The 19,591-nt window shown below is 70.4% G+C and carries 17 protein-coding genes; 6 read left to right on the top strand and 11 right to left on the bottom strand.

Going from position 1 to position 19,591, the window contains the following annotated elements; translation table 11 throughout:
- Nucleotide 1: 1 nt before the first annotated feature.
- Nucleotides 2–1,849, bottom strand: a complete 1,848-nt coding sequence (locus tag CEY15_RS01315; protein WP_217987066.1) for a methylmalonyl-CoA mutase family protein — start codon at nucleotides 1,847–1,849, stop codon at nucleotides 2–4.
- Nucleotides 1,850–1,983: 134 nt separating this feature from the next.
- On the opposite strand from CEY15_RS01315, the gene CEY15_RS01310 reads away from it, so the two are divergent.
- The gene (locus CEY15_RS01310) at nucleotides 1,984–2,670 is read left to right on the top strand and encodes a TVP38/TMEM64 family protein (protein WP_245847085.1); all 687 of its coding nucleotides are present in this window, start codon (nucleotides 1,984–1,986) and stop codon (nucleotides 2,668–2,670) included.
- Between the two features lie 15 nt (nucleotides 2,671–2,685).
- Here CEY15_RS01310 and CEY15_RS01305 read toward each other — a convergent pair whose 3' ends face one another.
- On the bottom strand, nucleotides 2,686–3,498 hold the full coding sequence (locus tag CEY15_RS01305; protein ID WP_095716945.1) for a DUF3097 domain-containing protein: 813 nt from the start codon (nucleotides 3,496–3,498) through the stop codon (nucleotides 2,686–2,688).
- 77 nt (nucleotides 3,499–3,575) lie between these two features.
- Between CEY15_RS01305 and CEY15_RS01300 the strand changes: the two genes are divergently transcribed.
- On the top strand, nucleotides 3,576–4,418 hold the full coding sequence (locus CEY15_RS01300) for a hypothetical protein (protein WP_095716944.1): 843 nt from the start codon (nucleotides 3,576–3,578) through the stop codon (nucleotides 4,416–4,418).
- A gap of 23 nt (nucleotides 4,419–4,441) precedes the next feature.
- Here the strand turns inward: CEY15_RS01300 and CEY15_RS01295 are convergent, their stop codons facing one another.
- The 8 genes from CEY15_RS01295 to CEY15_RS01260 all read right to left on the bottom strand — a co-directional run bounded on the left by CEY15_RS01295 (nucleotide 4,442) and on the right by CEY15_RS01260 (nucleotide 12,604).
- Nucleotides 4,442–5,488: a ferrochelatase gene (locus tag CEY15_RS01295; protein ID WP_095716943.1), complete on the bottom strand. Its 1,047-nt coding sequence runs from the start codon at nucleotides 5,486–5,488 to the stop codon at nucleotides 4,442–4,444.
- Nucleotides 5,485–6,312 (bottom strand): NADH-dependent enoyl-ACP reductase InhA, encoded by an 828-nt coding sequence (gene inhA / locus CEY15_RS01290; RefSeq protein ID WP_017836777.1) that lies wholly within the window; start codon nucleotides 6,310–6,312, stop codon nucleotides 5,485–5,487. The genes CEY15_RS01295 and inhA overlap by 4 nt, the downstream gene beginning before the upstream one ends.
- A gap of 2 nt (nucleotides 6,313–6,314) precedes the next feature.
- A complete protein-coding gene (fabG1, locus tag CEY15_RS01285; protein ID WP_031264859.1) occupies nucleotides 6,315–7,046 on the bottom strand; it encodes a 3-oxoacyl-ACP reductase FabG1 in 732 nt (243 codons plus the stop codon).
- 54 nt (nucleotides 7,047–7,100) lie between these two features.
- Nucleotides 7,101–8,081 carry a VWA domain-containing protein gene (locus tag CEY15_RS01280; RefSeq protein WP_095716942.1) on the bottom strand — a complete coding sequence of 327 codons (981 nt, stop codon included), beginning with the start codon at nucleotides 8,079–8,081 and terminating at the stop codon, nucleotides 7,101–7,103.
- Nucleotides 8,078–9,058 carry a DUF58 domain-containing protein gene (locus CEY15_RS01275; RefSeq protein ID WP_017836780.1) on the bottom strand — a complete coding sequence of 327 codons (981 nt, stop codon included), beginning with the start codon at nucleotides 9,056–9,058 and terminating at the stop codon, nucleotides 8,078–8,080. The genes CEY15_RS01280 and CEY15_RS01275 overlap by 4 nt, the downstream gene beginning before the upstream one ends.
- A complete protein-coding gene (locus tag CEY15_RS01270; RefSeq protein WP_217987065.1) occupies nucleotides 9,055–10,128 on the bottom strand; it encodes an AAA family ATPase in 1,074 nt (357 codons plus the stop codon). The genes CEY15_RS01275 and CEY15_RS01270 overlap by 4 nt, the downstream gene beginning before the upstream one ends.
- 131 nt (nucleotides 10,129–10,259) lie before the next feature.
- On the bottom strand, nucleotides 10,260–11,675 hold the full coding sequence (locus CEY15_RS01265) for an NlpC/P60 family protein (RefSeq protein WP_245847082.1): 1,416 nt from the start codon (nucleotides 11,673–11,675) through the stop codon (nucleotides 10,260–10,262).
- A gap of 398 nt (nucleotides 11,676–12,073) precedes the next feature.
- Nucleotides 12,074–12,604 (bottom strand): DUF6676 family protein, encoded by a 531-nt coding sequence (locus tag CEY15_RS01260; RefSeq protein ID WP_017836783.1) that lies wholly within the window; start codon nucleotides 12,602–12,604, stop codon nucleotides 12,074–12,076.
- Nucleotides 12,605–12,855: 251 nt separating this feature from the next.
- On the opposite strand from CEY15_RS01260, the gene acnA reads away from it, so the two are divergent.
- Complete coding sequence (acnA, locus tag CEY15_RS01255) at nucleotides 12,856–15,669, top strand: aconitate hydratase AcnA (protein WP_095716940.1); 2,814 nt, start codon at nucleotides 12,856–12,858, stop codon at nucleotides 15,667–15,669.
- 91 nt (nucleotides 15,670–15,760) lie between these two features.
- Complete coding sequence (locus CEY15_RS01250) at nucleotides 15,761–16,330, top strand: TetR/AcrR family transcriptional regulator (protein ID WP_095716939.1); 570 nt, start codon at nucleotides 15,761–15,763, stop codon at nucleotides 16,328–16,330.
- A gap of 42 nt (nucleotides 16,331–16,372) precedes the next feature.
- On the opposite strand, the gene CEY15_RS01245 is transcribed toward CEY15_RS01250, so the two are convergent.
- Nucleotides 16,373–17,080 carry a hypothetical protein gene (locus CEY15_RS01245; RefSeq protein ID WP_095716938.1) on the bottom strand — a complete coding sequence of 236 codons (708 nt, stop codon included), beginning with the start codon at nucleotides 17,078–17,080 and terminating at the stop codon, nucleotides 16,373–16,375.
- A 134-nt stretch (nucleotides 17,081–17,214) separates the two neighbouring features.
- Here CEY15_RS01245 and CEY15_RS01240 point away from each other — a divergent pair, with 134 nt between their 5' ends.
- Both CEY15_RS01240 and CEY15_RS01235 read left to right on the top strand, forming a co-directional pair.
- Nucleotides 17,215–18,057 (top strand): aldo/keto reductase, encoded by an 843-nt coding sequence (locus CEY15_RS01240; RefSeq protein WP_095716937.1) that lies wholly within the window; start codon nucleotides 17,215–17,217, stop codon nucleotides 18,055–18,057.
- Nucleotides 18,058–18,174: 117 nt separating this feature from the next.
- Complete coding sequence (locus CEY15_RS01235) at nucleotides 18,175–19,554, top strand: MFS transporter (RefSeq protein ID WP_095716936.1); 1,380 nt, start codon at nucleotides 18,175–18,177, stop codon at nucleotides 19,552–19,554.
- The last annotated feature ends 37 nt before the right edge of the window (nucleotides 19,555–19,591 follow it).

The raw sequence follows: 19,591 nt of genomic DNA, 5'->3' as shown, positions 1-19,591 counted from the left end.
CTCACTTCACTCCCAGCTGGTCGAGGAGGGTGGTCAGGGCGGCGACGGCGTCGATCCCGGTGGCGAGGTACCCGTCCGGCCGGTCGGTGGCCTCGGCGGGGAAACCCTTCTCGGCGCCGGCGAGGTAAACCGTTCCCACACCCGCCTCACGCAGCGCACGGACGGCGTCCGGGCCCTCGGTGGCGTAGCGCTTGTCGGCACCGCAGAGGACGGCGATGTCCTCTGTCTCCCGGACGCCGGCGTACTGGTCTGCCGCGGTCGCCAGGGGGTTCCGGGCGTCGATGCCGCCGGCCGCGAGCAGGTTGGCGACAAAGGTCACCCGGCCCGTGGTCTCGGCCATCGGGCCGAGCCCCGCGAGCAGGACCGTCGGTCGGGCCCCGGTGGACTCCAGGTGTGCGTCCGAGCGATCACGCAGCGCTTCGAAGTCGCGGCCGTACCGGTAGTCCTCCCCGCCCCGACGCGTGGCGTCGAGTGGTGGCTCGGCGAGGTTCGGGAACTCGGAGACCCCGGTGACGGGTGCCGTGCGGTGAGCGATGTCGGCATCACGGGCCTGGCGGACACGGGCGATGGCGTCGGCGACGCTTCCGGAGGTGATCGCGGCCGTGAGCCCGCCTTCGGACTCGACGGTCTGGAACGCGGACCATGCCGCCTCGGCGAGCGAGTCGGTGAGTGACTCGACGTACCACGATCCGCCGGCCGGGTCGACCACGTGCCCCAGGTGCGACTCCTCGAGCAGCAGCAGTTGGGTGTTACGAGCGATCCGCTCGGCGAAGGCCGGGGAGGTGCCCTCCAGTCCCCCCGGTAGGGAGGCGTCGAACGGCAGGACGGTCACGGAGGTGGCGCCGCCGACCCCGGCACCGAACGAGGCGAGAGTGGTCCGCAGCATGTTCACCCAGGGGTCACGCCGCGACATCATGGCCGCGGAGGTCACGGCGTGCTGGGGCGCGTCGCCGGCCTCGGGCGCGCCCAGCAGTTCCGCGACGCGGGCCCACATCAGACGCCCGGCACGGAACTTGGCGATCGAGGCGAACTGGTCGTCGGTGGCGGCCAGCCGGAACGAGATCTGGCGGAGGGCGAGGTCGACGTCGAGCCCCGACGAGACCAGTGCGCGCACGTACTCCAGGCCCGCCGCCGTGGCGTAGGCGAGTTCCTGGGCGTCCCCGGCGCCGTCGGCGTGGAAGACCGTGCCGTCGGCCACGAAGGTACGGACGGTCTCCTCCCGCTCGGTCACGCGTGTGGCCAGGGAGACCGCCGCGCCGAGGTCGATCGATCGCGACGACCCTCCGTCGGCGTACGCGGCGGTGACCGGATCCGCGCCCAGGTCGGCGATGATCGCGGACCGGTCGGTCACCCCGTCGCCCTGGGTCCTGCGCTGGTCGAGCAATCCGAGGAACGCGTCGGTGACCTCGACGAGGTCGGCACCGGCGTCGAACGTCACCGGGGCGAGGTCGAGGTAGACGTCCTTGAGGACGGCACCCACCTGGGAGGCGGGCACCCGCAACCAGAGGGCGGACGCCCCCTGGCCGAGGAGGTCCAGGACGGCGGTGTTGACGTCGCTCGGATCGCCGTGGGCGTCGACCCGGACGCACACGTGCCAACCGTTGTCCGGCAACCCTGACCGGTCCCCTCCTCGTACGAACGGGAACGAGCCCGGCGCGGAGCGCTCAGACGTCTCGTCGGCGCGCGTGTAGAGGGGGTTCACCTCGATCCCGTCCCGGGTGGTGGCCACGAGGGCGCGCCACGCGTCCTCCGGCATCTCGGACGGATCCTTGCGGGCGGCCTTCGCGAGGACGGCTCCCACAGAGGCGTACCAGGACTGAAGGTCGGGGCCTGTGGTCGGACTGGACACCGGTACCTCGTTCTCTTGTGGAGTGAAGGGGGTCACCTCGGACTCTAATGCAGCATCTTCGCCCGCCGGAACGTGACCGTGTGTGCGGGGTCACCGATGCGGGTACGACGGAACCCGGGGATTAGAGTCGACGCGTGCGAGGACGGGTGGCGGGGTGGGCGGCGGTCGTCCTGCTCCTGGTGTTGCTTGCCACCGTCATCCCGACCCCTGGCCTGGAGCAACTACGTGACTGGGCGGAACAGCTGGGACCGTGGTTCCCGGTCGCGTTCTTCACCGCTTACGCACTCGTCACGGTGGGCCCGATCCCCCGGTCGACCTTCACGTACTCGGCCGCGGTGCTCTTCACCCCCGCCGTCGCGATTCCTGCGTCGTTGGTGGCCTCCGGGATAGCGGCCTCGCTGGCGTTCGTCGGGGTCCGCCGGCTTGGCCACCGCCGCACCGCCTCATTGCGCTCTGACCCCCGCATCGCCGCGGTGGACGCACGTCTCCGACGGCGCGGATGGCTCTCCGTCGGGAGCCTGAGGTTGGTCCCGGCGGTGCCGTTCTCCGTACTCAACTACGCGGCCGCCCTCACCTCGATCCCGTTCCGTCAGTTCCTTGTCGCGACGGTCCTCGGCAGTGCTCCGGGGACGGTCGCGGCGGTCCTGCTGGGGCACTCCCTCACCGAGGGCGACGGAACCGCCGCACTGTGGGCGACCGTCGCGTTCGCCGCGGTGGGGCTGGTCGGCATGATCCTCGACGCCCGCCTGCCCGTTCGGGGCGACGACGAGACCGAACCGGGGAACGACACCCTGCCGGGGAGCGACACCGCGACGCGGTGACCCGCCCCGGGGCGATCAGGCGGGCTCGGTGACGAAGTCCACCAACCGCTCGACCGCCCCGAGCAGGGCCGGTTCGATGTCGCGGTAGGAGCTCACCGCCGCCAGGACCCGCCGGAAGCCGTCCGCGGGTTCCCCCCAGCCCAGACGGTCACAGATGCCCGTCTTCCAGTCCTCCCCCCGCGGGACCACGGGCCACGTGTGGATACCCACGGCCCGGGGCTTGACCGCCTGCCAGATGTCGACATAGGGGTGGCCGGTCACCAGCACGTCGTCCCCGAGCCCGGCCACGATGCGCGATTCCTTGCTGCCCTGCACCAGGTGGTCGACCAGGACACCCAGGCGCGCCTGCGGCGTCGGCCCGAACTCCGCCACCAGCGCGGGCAGGTCGTCGATCCCGTGGAGCGGTTCCACGACGATCCCTTCTACACGCAGGTCGTGGCCCCAGATCCTCTCGACGAGGGCTGCGTCGTGGATTCCCTCGACCCAGATGCGGCCCGCGCGCGCGGTCCTGGCACGCAGGCCCTCGACCTTCCGGGACCCGGACGCGGTGACCTTCGGACCCGCCTTCACGACCGGCCCGGGCCGCCGCAGCGTGACCGGTGAGCCGTCGATGAGGAAGGCCGAGGGGGTCATGGCGAAGAGGCGGACCAGGCCGCGACGGTCCTCGAGCTTCACGAAGTCGCCGTCGGGGGTGTGGCTGAAACCCACCACGGCACCGCAGAAGCCGGAGTCCGCGTGCTCCGCCACCAGGTCGGTCTCGGCGACGACGACGGGGATCTCCGGCCGGCGGCGCCGCGCGGTCCCGGACAGGATGTCGGATCCGTACATGTCTGTCATGGCCCGACAGGCTAGCCGGATGCGCGCACCAGGAGGGGGCGGCGCACCGACCGGTAGGATCGATCGTCATGTCACGCCCCCTCACCCGCGGCGCCGCGCTGTCCCCCGCGTGGCCGTTGCCGCTCTTCCTGCTGCGCACCGCCTGGGGAGACCAACCGTTCGACGCCCTCACCGGATACGTCTCGGGTCTCGCCGGGTCCCACCTGGTCGAGGTGACGGGCGATCCCGTGCGGATGCTGGACGGGGTCTCCCCCGCCTCGGGGCCGACCGCACTGCTCCCGGGCCTGATCACCTCTCTCCGGCGATCGGGTCGGACGTATCCCGCCCCGGAGTCGTTGGCCCTGCTGACCGCCGCGCCCGGGGACTCGTCCAGCCTGCCCGCTGTCCCCGCGGTCCGGGCCGACGTGGCGGCGGCGGGGTGGGGGGTCCTCGTCCGCGATCCGGCGACCCGCGAGGCGGTCTGTCTCACGTGCGTCCATCCGCATGCGGACGTCCTGCGGTGGCGTGCCCGCGGCGTCGCGGACTGTCCTGTGCCGCCCCAGCCCGACGGGCCCTCCGGGGCGTTGTTCGCGTTGGGTCAGGCAGTGCTCGAGGCGGCGGAGTCGATCGAGCGGACCACCACGCGGGTGGGCCAGGTGGGGGGACCGGATCCCGACTCCCCCGTCACCCGGTTGCCCAGCGGTCTACCGTCCCGCGTGATCGAGCTCGTGGACAGGATCGACAGGGTGGAGGCGATCATCTCGGTCGCGTTGGCACATCCCGACCTGGGCGTCGACCCGGCTACCCGCGAGCCCGTCCTGCGGCGCCTCGTGGCCGTGAAGGACGCCGCGCGCCGGTCGGCGGTCGCCGCCGCCGGGATCGCCGCCGCGGGGGGTGCGGCTAAGGGGGACGCGCCCCTGCGCGGGCCCTGACGCGGGCCCGGCCCGGGCCAGTCCTAACGAGCGCAACACCCCACCGCGCACCGGGCACCGTCCCGGTTGCAGCCCAGCGCGGGCACGCCACCGAGCCTGTCCCCGGCCACTCCGGTCTCGACCTCATCGAGGAGTTGGAGAACCATCCGGGCGAACTCCGGGCTGGGCCCGGGCGTCGCGGTCCGGGTGACCGTCACGCCGAGGTCGCGCACCTCGTCCACCAACTCGGTGTCCAGGTCCCAGATCACCTCGACGTGATCGGAGATGAACCCGACGGGGACCACCACGACGTCACGGACGCCCTGCGTTTCCGCGAGTTCCCTGACATGATCCACCACGTCGGGCTCGAGCCACGGCACGCTCGGGGGGCCCGAACGGGACTGCCACACCAGATCGTGGTCCTCGACCCCCGCGGCCTCGGCGACCAACCGCGCCGCCTCGGCGACCTGACGGCTGTAGAGGTGGCCTCCGAGCGCGGGCGGCCCCGCGACGGCGTCCGCCGCCTCGGGAACGGAGTGCGCGGTGAAGATGACGCGGGCGCCCGGGGCGGCCGAGGCCATCGCGGCGCGAAGGTCGCCGGCGAACCGCTCGATGAACAGGGGATGGTCGTAGAACTGGCGCAGGCGCACCATGGTCGGTGCACCGGCGACCTGCTCGCGCGCACGGGCGATGTCCTCCTGGTACTGCGCGCACCCCGAGTAACCACCCCATGCGGAGGTGGCGAACACCGCCGCCGACCGGACGCCGTCCGCGGTCATCTGCCGTACGGTCTCCTCGATCATCGGCGTCCAGTTGCGGTTGCCGAAATAGACCGGCAGATCCCTGCCGCGCCGCGTCAACTCGGCGCGGACGTTCGCGATGATCTCGCGGTTGAGGTCGTTGATGGGGCTGCGACCGCCCAGCTGTCGGTAGTGGGTTGCCACCTCCTCGAGTCGCGACGCCGGGATCCCGCGGCCGCGGGTGACGTTCTCGAGGAACGGGATCACGTCCTCCTGTCCTTCGGGCCCACCGAAGGACAGCACGAGAAGGGCGTCCACGGGACCCGTGTGTTCGAGGGCACCATCGGTCATCTGGAGTTCTCCTGTCCGCTGAACGAGACGGTGCCGGCGCCACCGTCCGCGTAGATCACAGTTCCCGTCGTGGCGGACATGAGGTCCGAGAGCAGCGCCACCGCGGTGGTCGCGACCGAGGTGGGGTCGTCCACGTCCCATCCGAGGGGCGCACGCTCGGCCCATTCCTCCTGCATCAGGTCCAGTTCTCCCCCCGGGCCGAGTGCGTCGCCGGCGATGGCCTTGGCCGCGAGGGTCTTGACGGGGCCGGCGGCGATGAGGTTGGACCGCACCCCCTCGGGGCCCAGTTCGCGGGCCACGTAGCGGTTGACCGCTTCGAGGGCGTTCTTGGCCACCGACATCCAGTTGTAGAAGGGCATGGAGAACCTCGGGTCGAAGTCGAGGCCGATGATCGACGCGCCGGGCGCGAGCAGTGGGCGCACCGCCCGGGCGAGAGCCGCGTACGAGTAGGCGGAGACCTCCACGGCCACCGAGACGTCCTTCCACGGGGCGTCGAGGAACGGATCGCCGAGGCAGCTCGGGGGCGCGAAACCGATCGAGTGGACCACACCGTGGAGTGAATCGGCGTGCTCCCTTACCCTGCCCTCGAGGGCGGCGAGCTCCTCCTCGCTCTGCACGTCCAGTTCGATCACCGCGGGTCTGTGCGGCAGTCGCTTGGAGATGGCCTTGACCAGTGACGGCCGACCGAACGCGGTGAGGATGACGGTGGCGCCGTGGAGCTGACAGTGCTTGGCGATGTGGAAAGCGATCGAGGCGTCGGTGATCACCCCGGTGACGAGGATGGTCTTGCCCGCCAGGAGCCCGGTGCCGGTGTCGTCGTTCATGATCAGTGCCCCATTCCCATTCCACCGTCGACGGGTATGACGGCACCCGAGATGTATCCGGCGTCGTCTCCGGCGAGGAAGCTGACTGCCCCCGCCACGTCGTCGGCGCTCCCCTTCCGGCCGAGCGGGATGGCCGCCACCGCGAGGGCCTGCGTCTTGTCGTCGAGGCCGGCGGTCATGTCGGTGTCGATGAAGCCGGGGGCCACGACGTTGGCCGTGATGTTGCGCGACCCGAGTTCACGGGTCAGAGACCGGGCCATCCCGATGAGTCCGGCCTTGGACGACGCGTAGTTGACCTGACCCGCCGTCCCCGACTGGGCGACCACGGATCCGATGAAGATGAGCCGGCCGAACCTGGCGCGCAGCATCCCGCGGGACGCGCGCTTGGCCACCCTGAACGCGCCGGACAGGTTGGCCTCGACCACCCGGGTGAACTGCTCGTCCTTCATCCGCATCAGTAGGGTGTCATCGGTGATCCCGGCGTTGGACACCACCACCTCGACGGGGCCCAACTCGGCTTCGACCGCGGTGAACGCCGCCTCGACGGAGTCGGGATCGGTGACGTCGCACCTCACCGCGAACACCCCCTCCGGTGCGCCCGACCCCCGATGGGTCACCGCCACGCGGTGGCCGTCGGCGGCGAGTCGTTCGGCAACGGCGCGTCCGATGCCGCGGTTGCCCCCGGTCACCAGGACCGTCCGGGGCGTGGGGGTGGTCGTGCTGTCGGGAACCATGAGCACCAACCTATCGAACGGGGGCGGGTGGCCCGATGGCGGTGCGCCGACCGCTCACGGGATCCGGCGGTGCGCCACCAGTGAGCCGGCCGCGGCCAGCATCGCCAGCAGCGAGCCGATCACGAGCCACGGACGCGAGGCGTCCGCCTTCTTCCACTCGTACCCGATCTGTTCCTCGAGGGTGCGGTAGACGGAGTCGAGCTCCTCGAGGCTGGAGGCGGTGAAGAAGTCACCCCCGGAGATCTCGGCGATCGTGCGCAGCGAGGCGTCGTCGACGGGGACCGGTTGTGGACGGCCCTGGATGTCGACGGTCCCGTACAGGGTGCCGAAGGAGATGGTCGAGACCGGGATGCCGGCCTCCTCGGCCCGGGCGGCGGCGGTGAATCCACCCCGCTCCTCCGTGGGGTCCGCGGGAACGGTCTCCTTGCCGTCGGAGAGCAGGACGATTCGCGCGGGCGGGGCCTGGTCCGGTCCACCGAGGCTCTCCGTGAAGGTGGTGATCGCCTGGAGGGCGGTGTAGATCCCCTCGCCCGTGGCCGTCCGCTCGTCCAGCCTGAGCCGCTCTATCGCCCGGGTGACCGGCCCGCGATCGGTGGTCGGGGCGACGAGCATGGAGGCGGTGCCGGCGTACGAGACCAGTCCGAGGTTGACCCCCGGTGTGAGGTTGTTGGCGAACGTCGTGGCGGCCTGCTGTGCGGCCTCCAGGCGGGAGGGTGCGACGTCGGTGGACTCCATGGACAGGGACACGTCGATGACGAGCATCACAGTCGCGCGGTTCCGTGGCACCTTCTGTTCCTGCTGCGGGCCCGCCAGGGCCACCACCAGCGCGAGTATCGACAGGATGAGCAGGACGGCGGGGACGTGCGTGAACCATCTCCGTCCGCCGCGGTCGACCGTTCGCAGGACCCCGAAATTGCCGAAGCGCACGGTGCGTCGCTTCTTGGAGCGCAGGGCGATCACGTAGCCGATCGCCAGGGTCAGCGGCACCACGATCAGGGCGAGCCACAGCGGGTGCTGGAACTCCGACAGGCTCATCGGGGCGTCCCGCTCGTCGACGGGTACTCGTCGGGCAGGTCTCGGACGAGGCTCTCACCCGTGGGCAGACCACCCTGGCGCCGTGCGCCGACGTAGTCGATCACGTCCCTGATCCAGTCCCTGTCGGTGCGCAGGGCCAGGACCGGTGCGCCGCAGCGGCGAAGCGCAGAGTGGACCTCCTGGCGATGGGCGTCCGCGGCGCGCCGGTAGTCGGCGGCCAGCGCGTCGTCCACGTCGAGCTCGAGCACCTCTCCGGTGGCCGGGTCCTGCAGGAGTGCGGCCCCCACCGCGGGGAGAGCGATGTCGAGCGGGTCGGCGGTGTGGACCGCGAGGAACTCGTGCCGGGTCCCCAGGACACGGAGGGACCGCTCCCAGTCGACCTCGGAGAGGAAGTCGGAGACCACCACCACGAGCCCGTGCCGGCGGGCCGCGTTCCGGACGGCGCGCAGTGCATCGTCGAGGGTGCCGCCCGGCGAGATCTCGGTCCCGGACCGGGAGATCTCCTCGAGAAGGCGCCTGACATGGTCGCGCCCGCTCGTGGCCCGGAGTACCCGGGGCCGACCGGAGCCGGTGAGGACCATTCCCACACGACTGCCGCCCACCGCGGACAGGAACCCCACCGTGGCCGCCGCGGCCTCGACGAGCCGACGCTTGGTGCCGTACCGCCCTTCCACATCGAGACTGGGCGTCATGTCCACGACGATCCAGGTCTCCAGTTCCCGGTCGGCGATGGTCTGACGGATGTGCGGCACAGTGGTCCGGGCCGTCACGGACCAGTCCATGGTGCGGACGTCGTCACCGGGTTCATAGGCACGTGCCTCCCCGGGCTCGGTACCGGGCCCGGGGAGCAGTCCCCGGTGGTCGCCGTTGAGCACGCCGTCCAGGCGGCGGGTCACGAGTAGTTCCAGCTGCGTCAGGGCGGCGCGGGACGCCGCCGCGACCGGGTCGTCGCGGGTCCCCTCGTCTGCCCGGGTCACCGTGCGGACGGCGGCCCGGGCTGTGCGGGAACCGCGCTGATCTGTGGGAGAGGGACGGCTTCGAGGACGCGGCGCACCACGGTGTCCGCGGTGATCTCGTCCGCCAGCGCGTCATAGGTGAGCACCAGCCGGTGGCGGAGCACGGCGGGCAGCACGTCGACGACGTCCTGGGGCACCACGTAGTCGCGACCCCGGACCAGGGCCAGTGCCCGGGCCGCGGTGACGGCCCCCAGGGTGGCGCGGGGGGACGCGCCGTACGCGAGCCATCTGGCGACGTCCTCGAGGCCGTGCCTCCCGGGTTCGCGGGTCGCGACGGTCACGCGGACCACGTAGTCGACCAGCGCGTGGTGGACGAAGACCTCACGCACGGCGTCCTGGAGCCGGAGCAACGCGTCCACGCCGAGGACGCGCGAGGGCTCCGGCGGCCGGGTCCCCATCCGGTAGACGATCTCCCGCTCCTCCTCGGGGCTGGGGTAGTCCACCACGAGCTTGAAGAGGAACCGGTCCCGCTGGGCCTCCGGCAGTTGGTAGACCCCCTCGCTCTCGATGGGGTTCTGGGTGGCCATCACCAGGAACGGTGCCGGCATCGGGAAGGTCTGCCCGCCGATCGAGACGTGACCCTCCGCCATCACCTCGAGCAGGGCCGACTGGACCTTGGCCGGGGCGCGGTTGATCTCGTCTGCCAGCACGAAGTTGGCCAGGATCGGACCGAGTTCGACCTCGAACTCCTCGCGGCCCTGGCGGTAGATCCGCGTTCCCACGATGTCCGCCGGGACCAGGTCCGGGGTGAACTGGAGGCGGCGGAAGCTGCCCCCCACCACGGTGGCGAAGGTCTCCACGGTGAGCGTCTTGGCGACCCCCGGCACGCCCTCGAGGAGGATGTGGCCGCGGGAGAGCAGCCCCACCAGGATCATCTCGATGAGTCGGTCCTGGCCCACCACGACCTTCTTGACCTCGTACACCGCCTGCTCCAGGAGCCTGGCGTCCGAGGCCGCGGAGGATGCGGAGGACGCGCTCACCGCGGGGTCGGAACCCGGGTCGGCCGGGTGGTCGGTTCGGGGATCGCTCACCGCGGGGGGCTCCTTCGCGAGGTCGGGATCGGGGTCGGGGGTACCGGGTTCGGTGACACTGGGGCCGGGCCGTCGGGACGGCCCGGGCTTGACAGTACCGGTGTCCGGCCGCGCCGGGTCCGGCCGACTCGTCAGGTCAACCGGACGACCATGGGTGAGATCCCCGCCATCCGCACCGGTGAGATCTTGACCACATCGCCGGACTGGGGAGCCTCGACCATCCGGCCGTCGCCCAGGTACAGGGCGACGTGACCGGGCCAGAAGAGCATGTCACCGCGCTGGCGGGTGGCCACCGGGTACTGGGGGCCCGCCGTGTACTGGTAACCGGTGAAATGCGGGAGGGCTTTCCCGATCCCGGCGAACGCGTAGATCATCAGGCCGGAGCAGTCGAAGCCGATCTTGTTGTAGTCACCGTGACTGTCCGCGACGCCTCCGTCCCGGATGCCACGAGTGGGCCCCTTCGCGTCACCGCCTCCCCAGGCGTAGGGGACGCCGAGTTGGGACAGGGCCCGGTTGACGACCGTCTCCACCCGGGCCGAACTCGACGGCGTGCCCGAGTTGCCGCCCCCCTGCCCGGGCGCTGGGGCAGGTGCTGCCGGGCCCTGCTGGATGGACCCGAAGTCGGCCCGTCCGATCGCGTCGGCCACCTGTTGGATGATCGCCTCGGTGTTCCCGTTGACACCCGCGTCGATCGCGGCTCCGACGCTGCCGGCGTCGATCGTCCCGCCGATCGCCCTGGTCGCCCCGTCGGAGGAACCCGCGGCGAACTGGCGTACCGCGCCGAGGTCGAGATGGCCGGGGAGCGCAGAGGCGATGTCCGCCGCCTGGCGGCCCGCTCGGGGGTCCGAGGCGAGGGCGCGGACCGCCTCGTCGCGCATCGCGTCCTGGTCGACCGTGTACGGGTCGGCGGTCTGGGGTCCGGCGGGAGTGGCTCCGGACTCCGCGAGCGCGCTCTGGTTCTGCTCGAGCGCCCGGGTCAGGTCGGCGACCTCCGCCTCCAGGTCGGTGACCTCGGCGTAGACGGCCGCCACCTCGGACTCCGCGGCGTCACGTCGTGACGAGGCGTCGGCGTAGCGCTGTTCGGCTTCCGTCCTCGCGAGTGCGGCGTCGGACTCCCGGCGGGCCGCGGCGTCCACCGCGGCGACCATGTCCCCCACGACGTGCTGCTGGTCCGCGGCCGCACGTCGGAGGAACTCCTGCCGTCGCCCGGCATCGGCGGGGCCGCCCGGGTCCAGGATCGCGGAGGCCGCGCCCGGAGCCGTTCCCTGGCGGTGCAGCAACCGGGAGTACTCGTCCAGGGTGCTCCTGGCGGACTCCACGCCGAATTCCGCCTGTTCCCGCTCGGCGATCGTGCGGTCGGCCTCCGCTATCGACCGGTCGAGGTGGAGCCGGGCCATCTGCAGGTCGACGAGGGTCTTGTTGACCCCCTCGCGCTTGACCGCGATGTCCTGGCGGGTGGCGTCGAGCCGCGCGGACGCGTCCGCGACCGCGCGGATCAGGCTGCTGATGTCCTCGGGCGAGGCCGCGGGTTCCACCTGCGCCGCCACGACAGGCGCCTGGACCACAGCCGACGCGGTGCCCAGGACGAGAGCCGCAGCGAGCAGGGCGCGTCCGCGCGCCGGCCCCGGACCCCGACGTCTCCGCGCTCCCGGAGCGCGGCTTGATGAATGGTCAGGCTTCACGTTTCACCTTCCGATAACCGCACGAGGATGCGGTCGACCGCGCGACCCGCACGGCGGGACGCGTCACCGAGAAGGGTGAGGTGCCGGTGATGCCTTCCCCTGCGCCACTAGAGCCTCATACCAACTCGGCAGAACCGATGGTTCCTCTAGCACCGTAGGTCACAGAAGCCCCGTCTGGAACATCAGGCGGCAAAATACACTGCTGTAACTCGAATAGCCCGAGGAAACTCGGCGTGTCGGGCGGTGATGCGGGGACGCGACCGTCAGCGGAGGCGACGCCGGAGCGCGACCGCGAACGCGACCGCGACCACGATCGCGAGGACGAGCACGATGGCGGAGAGCGCTCCCCAGGGCGGAGCGGGAGCGGTGACCTTGTGCGCGAACACCGCGGCGGAGGCAACGGGGTCGAACTCTTCCCAGGCGTCGTCCTGACCTGCCTCGAGGAGGTGCCGCGGAATCGTGTCGCTGGAACTGCCGACGAAGGCCGGGGTCCGGACCAGAATCGTACCCTCGTACTCCTCGTTCAGCAGGGTCGCGAGGTCACGGGCGTCCGTGTAGACGAGCGCAGGGGCCTCGGTGTAGACCACCTTGAGGTCGAGCCCACGGTCCCCCGCTTCGATGACCACGGTCCGCAGGCCCTCGACGAACGGCTCCGGAGCGGAGACGCCGTCGTCGGCGAGGTCCCGTGACACGGCCTCGTAGTCCAGCCACTGCGGGACCTCCCCCTCCTGCAATGACATCACCGGCTCGGCCTCGTAGGCGAGCGTGGTCACGGAATCGTCGGAGTTGTCCACGGGCGATATGGTGCCATCTCGTCGTCGTCGAACCGAATACGCGCGCCGGACGGCGCGACACCCGCTCCGCGCCCCCCACCTTCGGGCGTGCCGGGACCTATACAGAACGACCGTACTGGTAAATTGGTGACCGCAACCGGGCGCGAGGGTCCACAATGGGTCCTGTGTCCGCCCCCGGCGTCGCCGCCCGAGACACGCGGTGACACCGGGAGGGATGACGAATCGACATTCACACCACGAGTGGAGCTGACGTGACAGCAAGCATTGACAGCTTTGGCGCCAAGGGAACCCTAGAGGTCGGCGGCCAAGCCTACGAGATCTACCGCCTGTCGGCGGTCGACGGAGCCGCCAAGCTCCCCTACTCCCTCAAGGTCCTCACCGAGAACCTGCTGCGCACCGAAGACGGTAAGAACGTCACCAAGGCGCATATCGAGGCGCTGGCGGGCTGGGACCCCTCCGCCGAGCCCGATACCGAGATCCAGTTCACGCCCGCCCGCGTGATCATGCAGGACTTCACCGGTGTCCCCTGCATCGTCGACCTCGCCACCATGCGTGAGGCCGTCAAGACCCTCGGTGGCGACCCCGACAAGGTCAACCCCCTCGCGCCGGCCGAGATGGTCATCGACCACTCGGTCATCATCGAGTCCTTCGGTGGCCGGGATTCATTCGACAAGAACGTCGAGATCGAATACCAGCGCAACGAGGAGCGGTACCAGTTCCTCCGCTGGGGCCAGGGCGCGTTCGACGACTTCAAGGTCGTCCCCCCGGGTACCGGCATCGTCCACCAGGTCAACATCGAGTACCTCGCGCGGTCGGTGATGGTCCGCAACGGCCAGGCCTACCCCGACACCTGCGTGGGAACCGACTCGCACACCACCATGGAGAACGGACTGGGAGTCCTTGGTTGGGGCGTCGGCGGTATCGAGGCCGAGGCCGCGATGCTCGGCCAGCCCATCTCCATGCTCATCCCCCGCGTGGTGGGCTTCAAGCTCACCGGCTCGATCAAGCCGGGCGTCACCGCCACGGACGTCGTCCTGACGATCACCGAGATGCTCCGCAAGCACGGCGTCGTCGGCAAGTTCGTGGAGTTCTACGGTGCCGGTGTCGCGGCCGTGCCGCTGGCCAACCGCGCCACGATCGGCAACATGAGCCCGGAGTTCGGCTCCACCTGCGCCATGTTCCCGATCGACGGCGAGACGATCGACTACCTGCGTCTGACGGGTCGCGACGACGAGCAGCTCGCTCTGGTCGAGGCGTACGCCAAGGAGCAGGGCATGTGGCTCGACCCCGAGGCGGAGGAGCCCGTCTTCTCCGAGTACCTCGAGCTCGACCTGGGCGACGTCGTGCCGTCAATCGCCGGGCCCAAGCGTCCGCAGGACCGCATCGAGCTGGCCGACGCCAAGAGCGCGTTCCGCAAGGACATCCACAACTACGTGGACGCCGGCGTCAACCCCCTCGGTGACACCGAGAAGGGCCGGATGCAGTCCGAGGGCGGTGCCCCGTCCGACAACACCGGGACCGCGACCCTCTCGCACGCCGAGGAGGGCTCGGTCCGGGCCGACGCCTCCGACGGCTCCGAGGGACGTCCCTCCAAGCCCGTCGAGGTGTCCGTGGACGGCACCGAGATGGTCCTGGACCACGGCATCGTCTCCATCGCCTCGATCACGTCCTGCACCAACACGTCCAACCCGTCGGTGATGATCGGCGCCGGGCTCCTCGCGCGCAAGGCGCACGAGAAGGGCCTCAAGGCCAAGCCGTGGGTCAAGACGTCGATGGCGCCGGGTTCGCAGGTCGTCACCGAGTACTACGAGCGGGCCGGACTCTGGCCGGACCTGGAGGCCCTCGGCTTCTACCTCGTGGGCTACGGCTGCACCACCTGCATCGGCAACTCCGGACCGCTGCCGGAGGAGATCTCCAACGCGATCCAGGAGCACGACCTGACCGCCACCGCGGTGCTGTCTGGTAACCGCAACTTCGAGGGCCGGATCAACCAGGACGTCAAGATGAACTACCTGGCGTCCCCGCCGCTGGTCATCGCGTACTCCATCGCCGGGACCATGGACTTCGACTTCGAGGCCGACTCCCTGGGCAAGGACACCGACGGCAACGACGTCTACCTCAAGGACATCTGGCCCTCCACCGAGGAGATCGAGGAGACCATCAAGGCCTCCATCTCGTCCAAGGAGTACACGTCCAAGTACGCCGACGTCTTCGCCGGCGACGACCGCTGGCGTGGGCTCAGCACCCCGGACGGCAAGACGTTCGAGTGGGACGCCAAGTCGACCTACGTCCGCAAGCCCCCGTACTTCGAGGGGATGCAGATGGAGCTGACCCCGGTCGAGGACGTCAAGGGCGCCCGCGTCCTGGCCAAGCTCGGTGACTCGGTCACGACCGACCACATCTCGCCGGCGTCGACGATCAAGCCGGGCACCCCGGCCGCGCAGTACCTCGACGCCAACGGCGTGGCCCGTCAGGACTACAACTCCTTCGGGTCCCGTCGCGGCAACCACGAGGTCATGATCCGCGGCACCTTCGCCAACATCCGTCTGCAGAACCAGCTGCTGGACGGCGTGACGGGCGGCTACACGCGCGACTTCACGCAGGAGGGCGCCCCGCAGGCGTTCATCTACGACGCCGCGCAGAACTACGCCGCTCAGGGCACCCCGCTCGTCGTGCTCGGCGGCAAGGAGTACGGCACCGGGTCCTCGCGCGACTGGGCGGCCAAGGGCACCAGCCTGCTCGGCGTCAAGGCGGTCATCACCGAGTCGTTCGAGCGCATCCACCGCTCGAACCTCATCGGTATGGGCGTCATGCCGCTGCAGTTCCCCGAGGGCGAGTCGCACGAGACCCTCGGACTGGACGGCACGGAGACGTTCGACATCACCGGGATCGAGGAGCTGAACAACGGCACCACGCCCAAGACGGTCAAGGTCGTCGCCACCAAGGAGGACGGCCAGGCGGTCGAGTTCGACGCCAAGGTGCGCATCGACACCCCCGGCGAGGCGGAGTACTACCGCAACGGCGGAATCCTGCAGTACGTCCTGCGCAACATGATCAAGGGCTGATCACCTCCACCCCGACGGCGGTGCGCGGTAACTCCCGGTGAGACAGGGGGAACCGCGTACCGCCGTGGTGTATCCGTAGGAAGGCACAGAAATGCCCAGGGTCAGTCAGGACCACATGGACGCCCGTCGTCGCGAGATCCTGTCGGGCGCACGCGAGTGCTTTGCCGAGTTCGGGTTCGAGGGCGCCACCGTTCGTCGCCTGGAGGAGACCACCGGTCTGAGCCGCGGTGCGATCTTCCACCACTTCGACGACAAGGACGCGCTGTTCCTCGCGCTCGCCCACGACGACGCCGCGGCGATGGCGGCCACGGTGGCGGAGCAGGGGCTGGTCCAGGTGATGCGGGAGATCCTCGCGGATCCCGACGAGTTCTCCTGGCTGGGAACCCGGCTGGAGATCGCCCGACGGATCCGCACCGACCCGGCCTTCCGCGAACGGTGGACCGACCGGCAGGTCGAGCTCGACGACGCGATCCTCACCCGCCTGCGGGAACAGAAGGACTCCGGCAGGATGAGGACGGACGTGCCGGACGACGTGCTGCGCGTCTACCTCGACATCGTCCTCGACGGACTCATCACCCACCTGGCGACAGGGCGCGGCACGGACCACGTCAGCGCGATGCTCGACCTGGTGGAGGCCTCGCTGCGCACCGGTCGCGAGTGATTCCGGAACCGGAAGGTTCATCGCGCCTCCGGGCGCGCAGTTCTACGGGCAGTGGACGGTGAAGTTCCAGTCAGTGCCCTGGATCGGCGCGATCACCTCGACCTGGACCGCGGTGGACGCCCCGGGCGGCACGTGGATGTCGACCCACCGGTTCCCGCGGGTGCTCGCCTCCGGGTCGATGAAGATCCGCCGCCCCTCGTAGAGCACCGTGATCGTGTCGGGGATGCTGTAGGTCTCGTACCGGAGACGGAAGACCGTCGGGCCCGGCCGCCCCAGTTCGACCCGCCGGTAGACGCCTCCGAAGCCGCCGGACTCACTGAGATCGTTGCAGTACTGCAGCGGTGCCCCGATCGCGTTGAACTGGCGCCAGACGTCCTCGATGGTGGCCTGCCCCGCGATCGCTCGCATGCAGGTCTGAGCGAAGTCGTTCAGGCCACCGGGGAGCCCGGCGAGGACGGCGAACGCCCCCGAGTCGAGCGCGCTCGACATCGCGTCGACCATCTGCATGGCGTTGAGATCCCCCTCGGCGACCCCTGAGAGGCTCCCCAGCAACCCCGCGATGTTCCCGAGGTTGCCCTCGCCGCCCTGCAGCTGCGTGCTGGTGTCGAGCAGGGCGAGGCTCGAGTCGAGGGACCCGCCGGATTCTCCGGTCTGGGAGTGCGCTGGCCCGCCGGTCAGGGCGAGAACTGTGGCCGAGGCGGCCGCGACGGCGGTGGCCCGGGCGAGATGGGTGCGGAGAGTGGTCGTCATGAGGTGTCGGCTCCATTCGGGAGAGAATGACGGTGGGAGAGACCGTGTGGGTTGACCGTAAGAGTCCTGCTACCGGATCGCTGTCGGGCGAACTCATGATTTTCTCCCCCGCGAGCGCGCGTACGGTGGGGCGCATGACCGCCTCCACACCCCAGATCCCCCTGATCGACCTCAACGACGGCCGTGCGATCCCCCAGCTCGGCTTCGGGACCTATCAGGTCCCCCCGGCTGATACCGAGAAGGTCGTCTCGGACGCGCTCGAGGCCGGATACCGGCACCTCGACACCGCCCAGATGTACGGCAACGAGGACGGGGTGGGTCGTGCGATCGCGGCCTCGGGTATCCCGCGCGACGAACTCTGGCTCACCACCAAGCTCAACAACTCCTTCCACGAGCCCGCCGCGGCCCGCGATTCCGCGGAGCGCTCACTCGAGGCACTCGGCGGCCGGATCGACCTGTTCCTGGTGCACTGGCCGCTGGCCATGCACGACGACGTCGCCCGCGTCTGGGAGGCCATGGAGGGCATCCGCTCGGACTTCGCGGTGGACTCCATCGGAGTCTCCAACTTCACCCCCGCCAACCTGGCGCGGCTGTCGGAGGCCGGACTCAGCACTCCTACGGTCAACCAGATCGAGTCGAACCCGTACTTCGTGAACGACGAGGTGCGCGCGGCGTGCACGGACCGCGGGATCGCGGTCGAGGCGTGGAGCCCGCTCGCGCAGGGCGCGGTCTTCGACGACCCCCAGCTCACGGCCCTGGCGGAGCAGGTCGGCCGTTCCATCTCCCAGGTGGTCCTGCGGTGGGTGCTCCAGCGCGGGGACATCGTGTTTCCCAAGTCCTCGAGCCCGGGTCGGATGCGCGAGAACCTCGACCTCTTCGACTTCGAATTGAACCAGGAGCAGATGGCCTCGATTTCGGCCCTGCACAACGGCACGCGCTCGGGGCCGGACCCCGATACCTTCGACTGGCGCGGCTGAGGCGGGCCCGGCACGATCCTCATCGAGAAGAGCGTTCCGAGCATGTTTTGTTAGAGCCAGGCGTGCGGAACGCCCTTTTCGACGATGAGTGCGGTCGACGGGAATTAGAGTCCGTTCATGACCACCACTCGAGCGCACGGTGACGCCGCGCGCGCTGACGGCTCGTCCACCGGGGGGCCCTCGGGTCGGATGCTCGCCTCGTACGCCGCCGGCAGCGTGGGCACGGGGGCGTTCAGCACCCTGCCCGGGTTGGTGCTCGCCTACTATCTGACCGACTCGATCGGGGTGGCCGCCGCAGTGGCGACGGTGGTCGTCCTGGTGCCCAAGGTGATCGACGTCCTGGCGTACCCGCTGATCGGGGCGATCTCCGACCGCGCCTCGCACCGCACCGGGTACCGCACGGGGCTGATGCTGTTCGGGGCGCTCGCGCTGCCACTGCTCTTCGTGGCGACCTTCTCGGCGCCCACCCAGTGGGGCACCGCGCTGGCCGGCGTCTGGGTGATGGGCTTCTTCCTCCTGGCCTCGCTGGCGTTCTCGTGTTTCCAGGTCCCCTATCTCGCGCTCCCGGCGGAGCTGACCGGTGATTCGGCGGCGAGGGTCACGATCCTCGCGTGGCGGGTGGCGGTGCTGGCCGCGACGATCCTCGTGGTGGGCGGCGGGGGTCCCGCGCTGCGCGAGGCCGCGGGCGGAGGCGCGACGGGGTACGTGGTGATGGCGGTCGGCGTCTCCGTCCTGATGCTCGGCGGCATGCTGTGGGCCACGCTGGGATCCGGCCGGCGGACGATCCTGCGGGCGGACGCCCAGGTCGGTGACCTGGGCCGGCAGTACCGCGACGGTCTCGACGCGCTGCGGGTGACCCGGCCGTTCCGGTTGTTGGTGGGCCTGTTCTGCCTCCAGGCGGTGGCTACGGCGGTGATGCTCGCAGGAGGACAGTACGTCGCCACTTACATCCTGGGCAACGAGGCCGCGTTGACCGGGCTGTTCCTCGCGCTGATCGCCCCCGCGCTGGTGGTGATGCCGCTGTGGGCGCGCCTGGCCCACGCCCGGGGCAAGGCCCCGGCTCTGGCGGTGGCGACGATGCTGTTCACCGTCTCCGCTCTCCTGCTCATCCCCGCGGGGGTGTGGCCCGGGTGGTGGGTGCACATCCCGGTCGCTCTCGCGGGGGTGGCCTACGCCGGGATGCAGGCTCTGCCCATGTCGATGCTCCCCGACACCACGGACATGGACCGCGAGCTGGGCGGCCGTCGCCGCAGCGGCGCGATGAGCGGGCTATGGACGGCCTCCGAGACCGGATCCATGGCGCTGGGGCCCGTCGTGGTGCTTGCGCTGCTGGCGGTGACCGGCTTCCGCTCGGGCGGCGTCGCTGATCAGCCCGAACCCGCCCTGTGGGCGATCGTCCTGGGCTTCTCCCTCGTGCCTGCCCTGCTGACCGGGGCCAGTCTGCTGGTCATCCGCGCACTGGGCCGGGAACACCCGAGTTGGACCCAGCCCGCATGACTGACCCAGCCCGTGACCTACCGCGCACGACGGACGG

It is taken from the genome of Dietzia natronolimnaea, from assembly GCF_002289575.1.
GTDB lineage: Bacteria > Actinomycetota > Actinomycetes > Mycobacteriales > Mycobacteriaceae > Dietzia > Dietzia natronolimnaea_A.
Note: the sequence above shows the minus strand (reverse complement) of the source record. Positions and strands in the feature narration are given on the sequence as shown.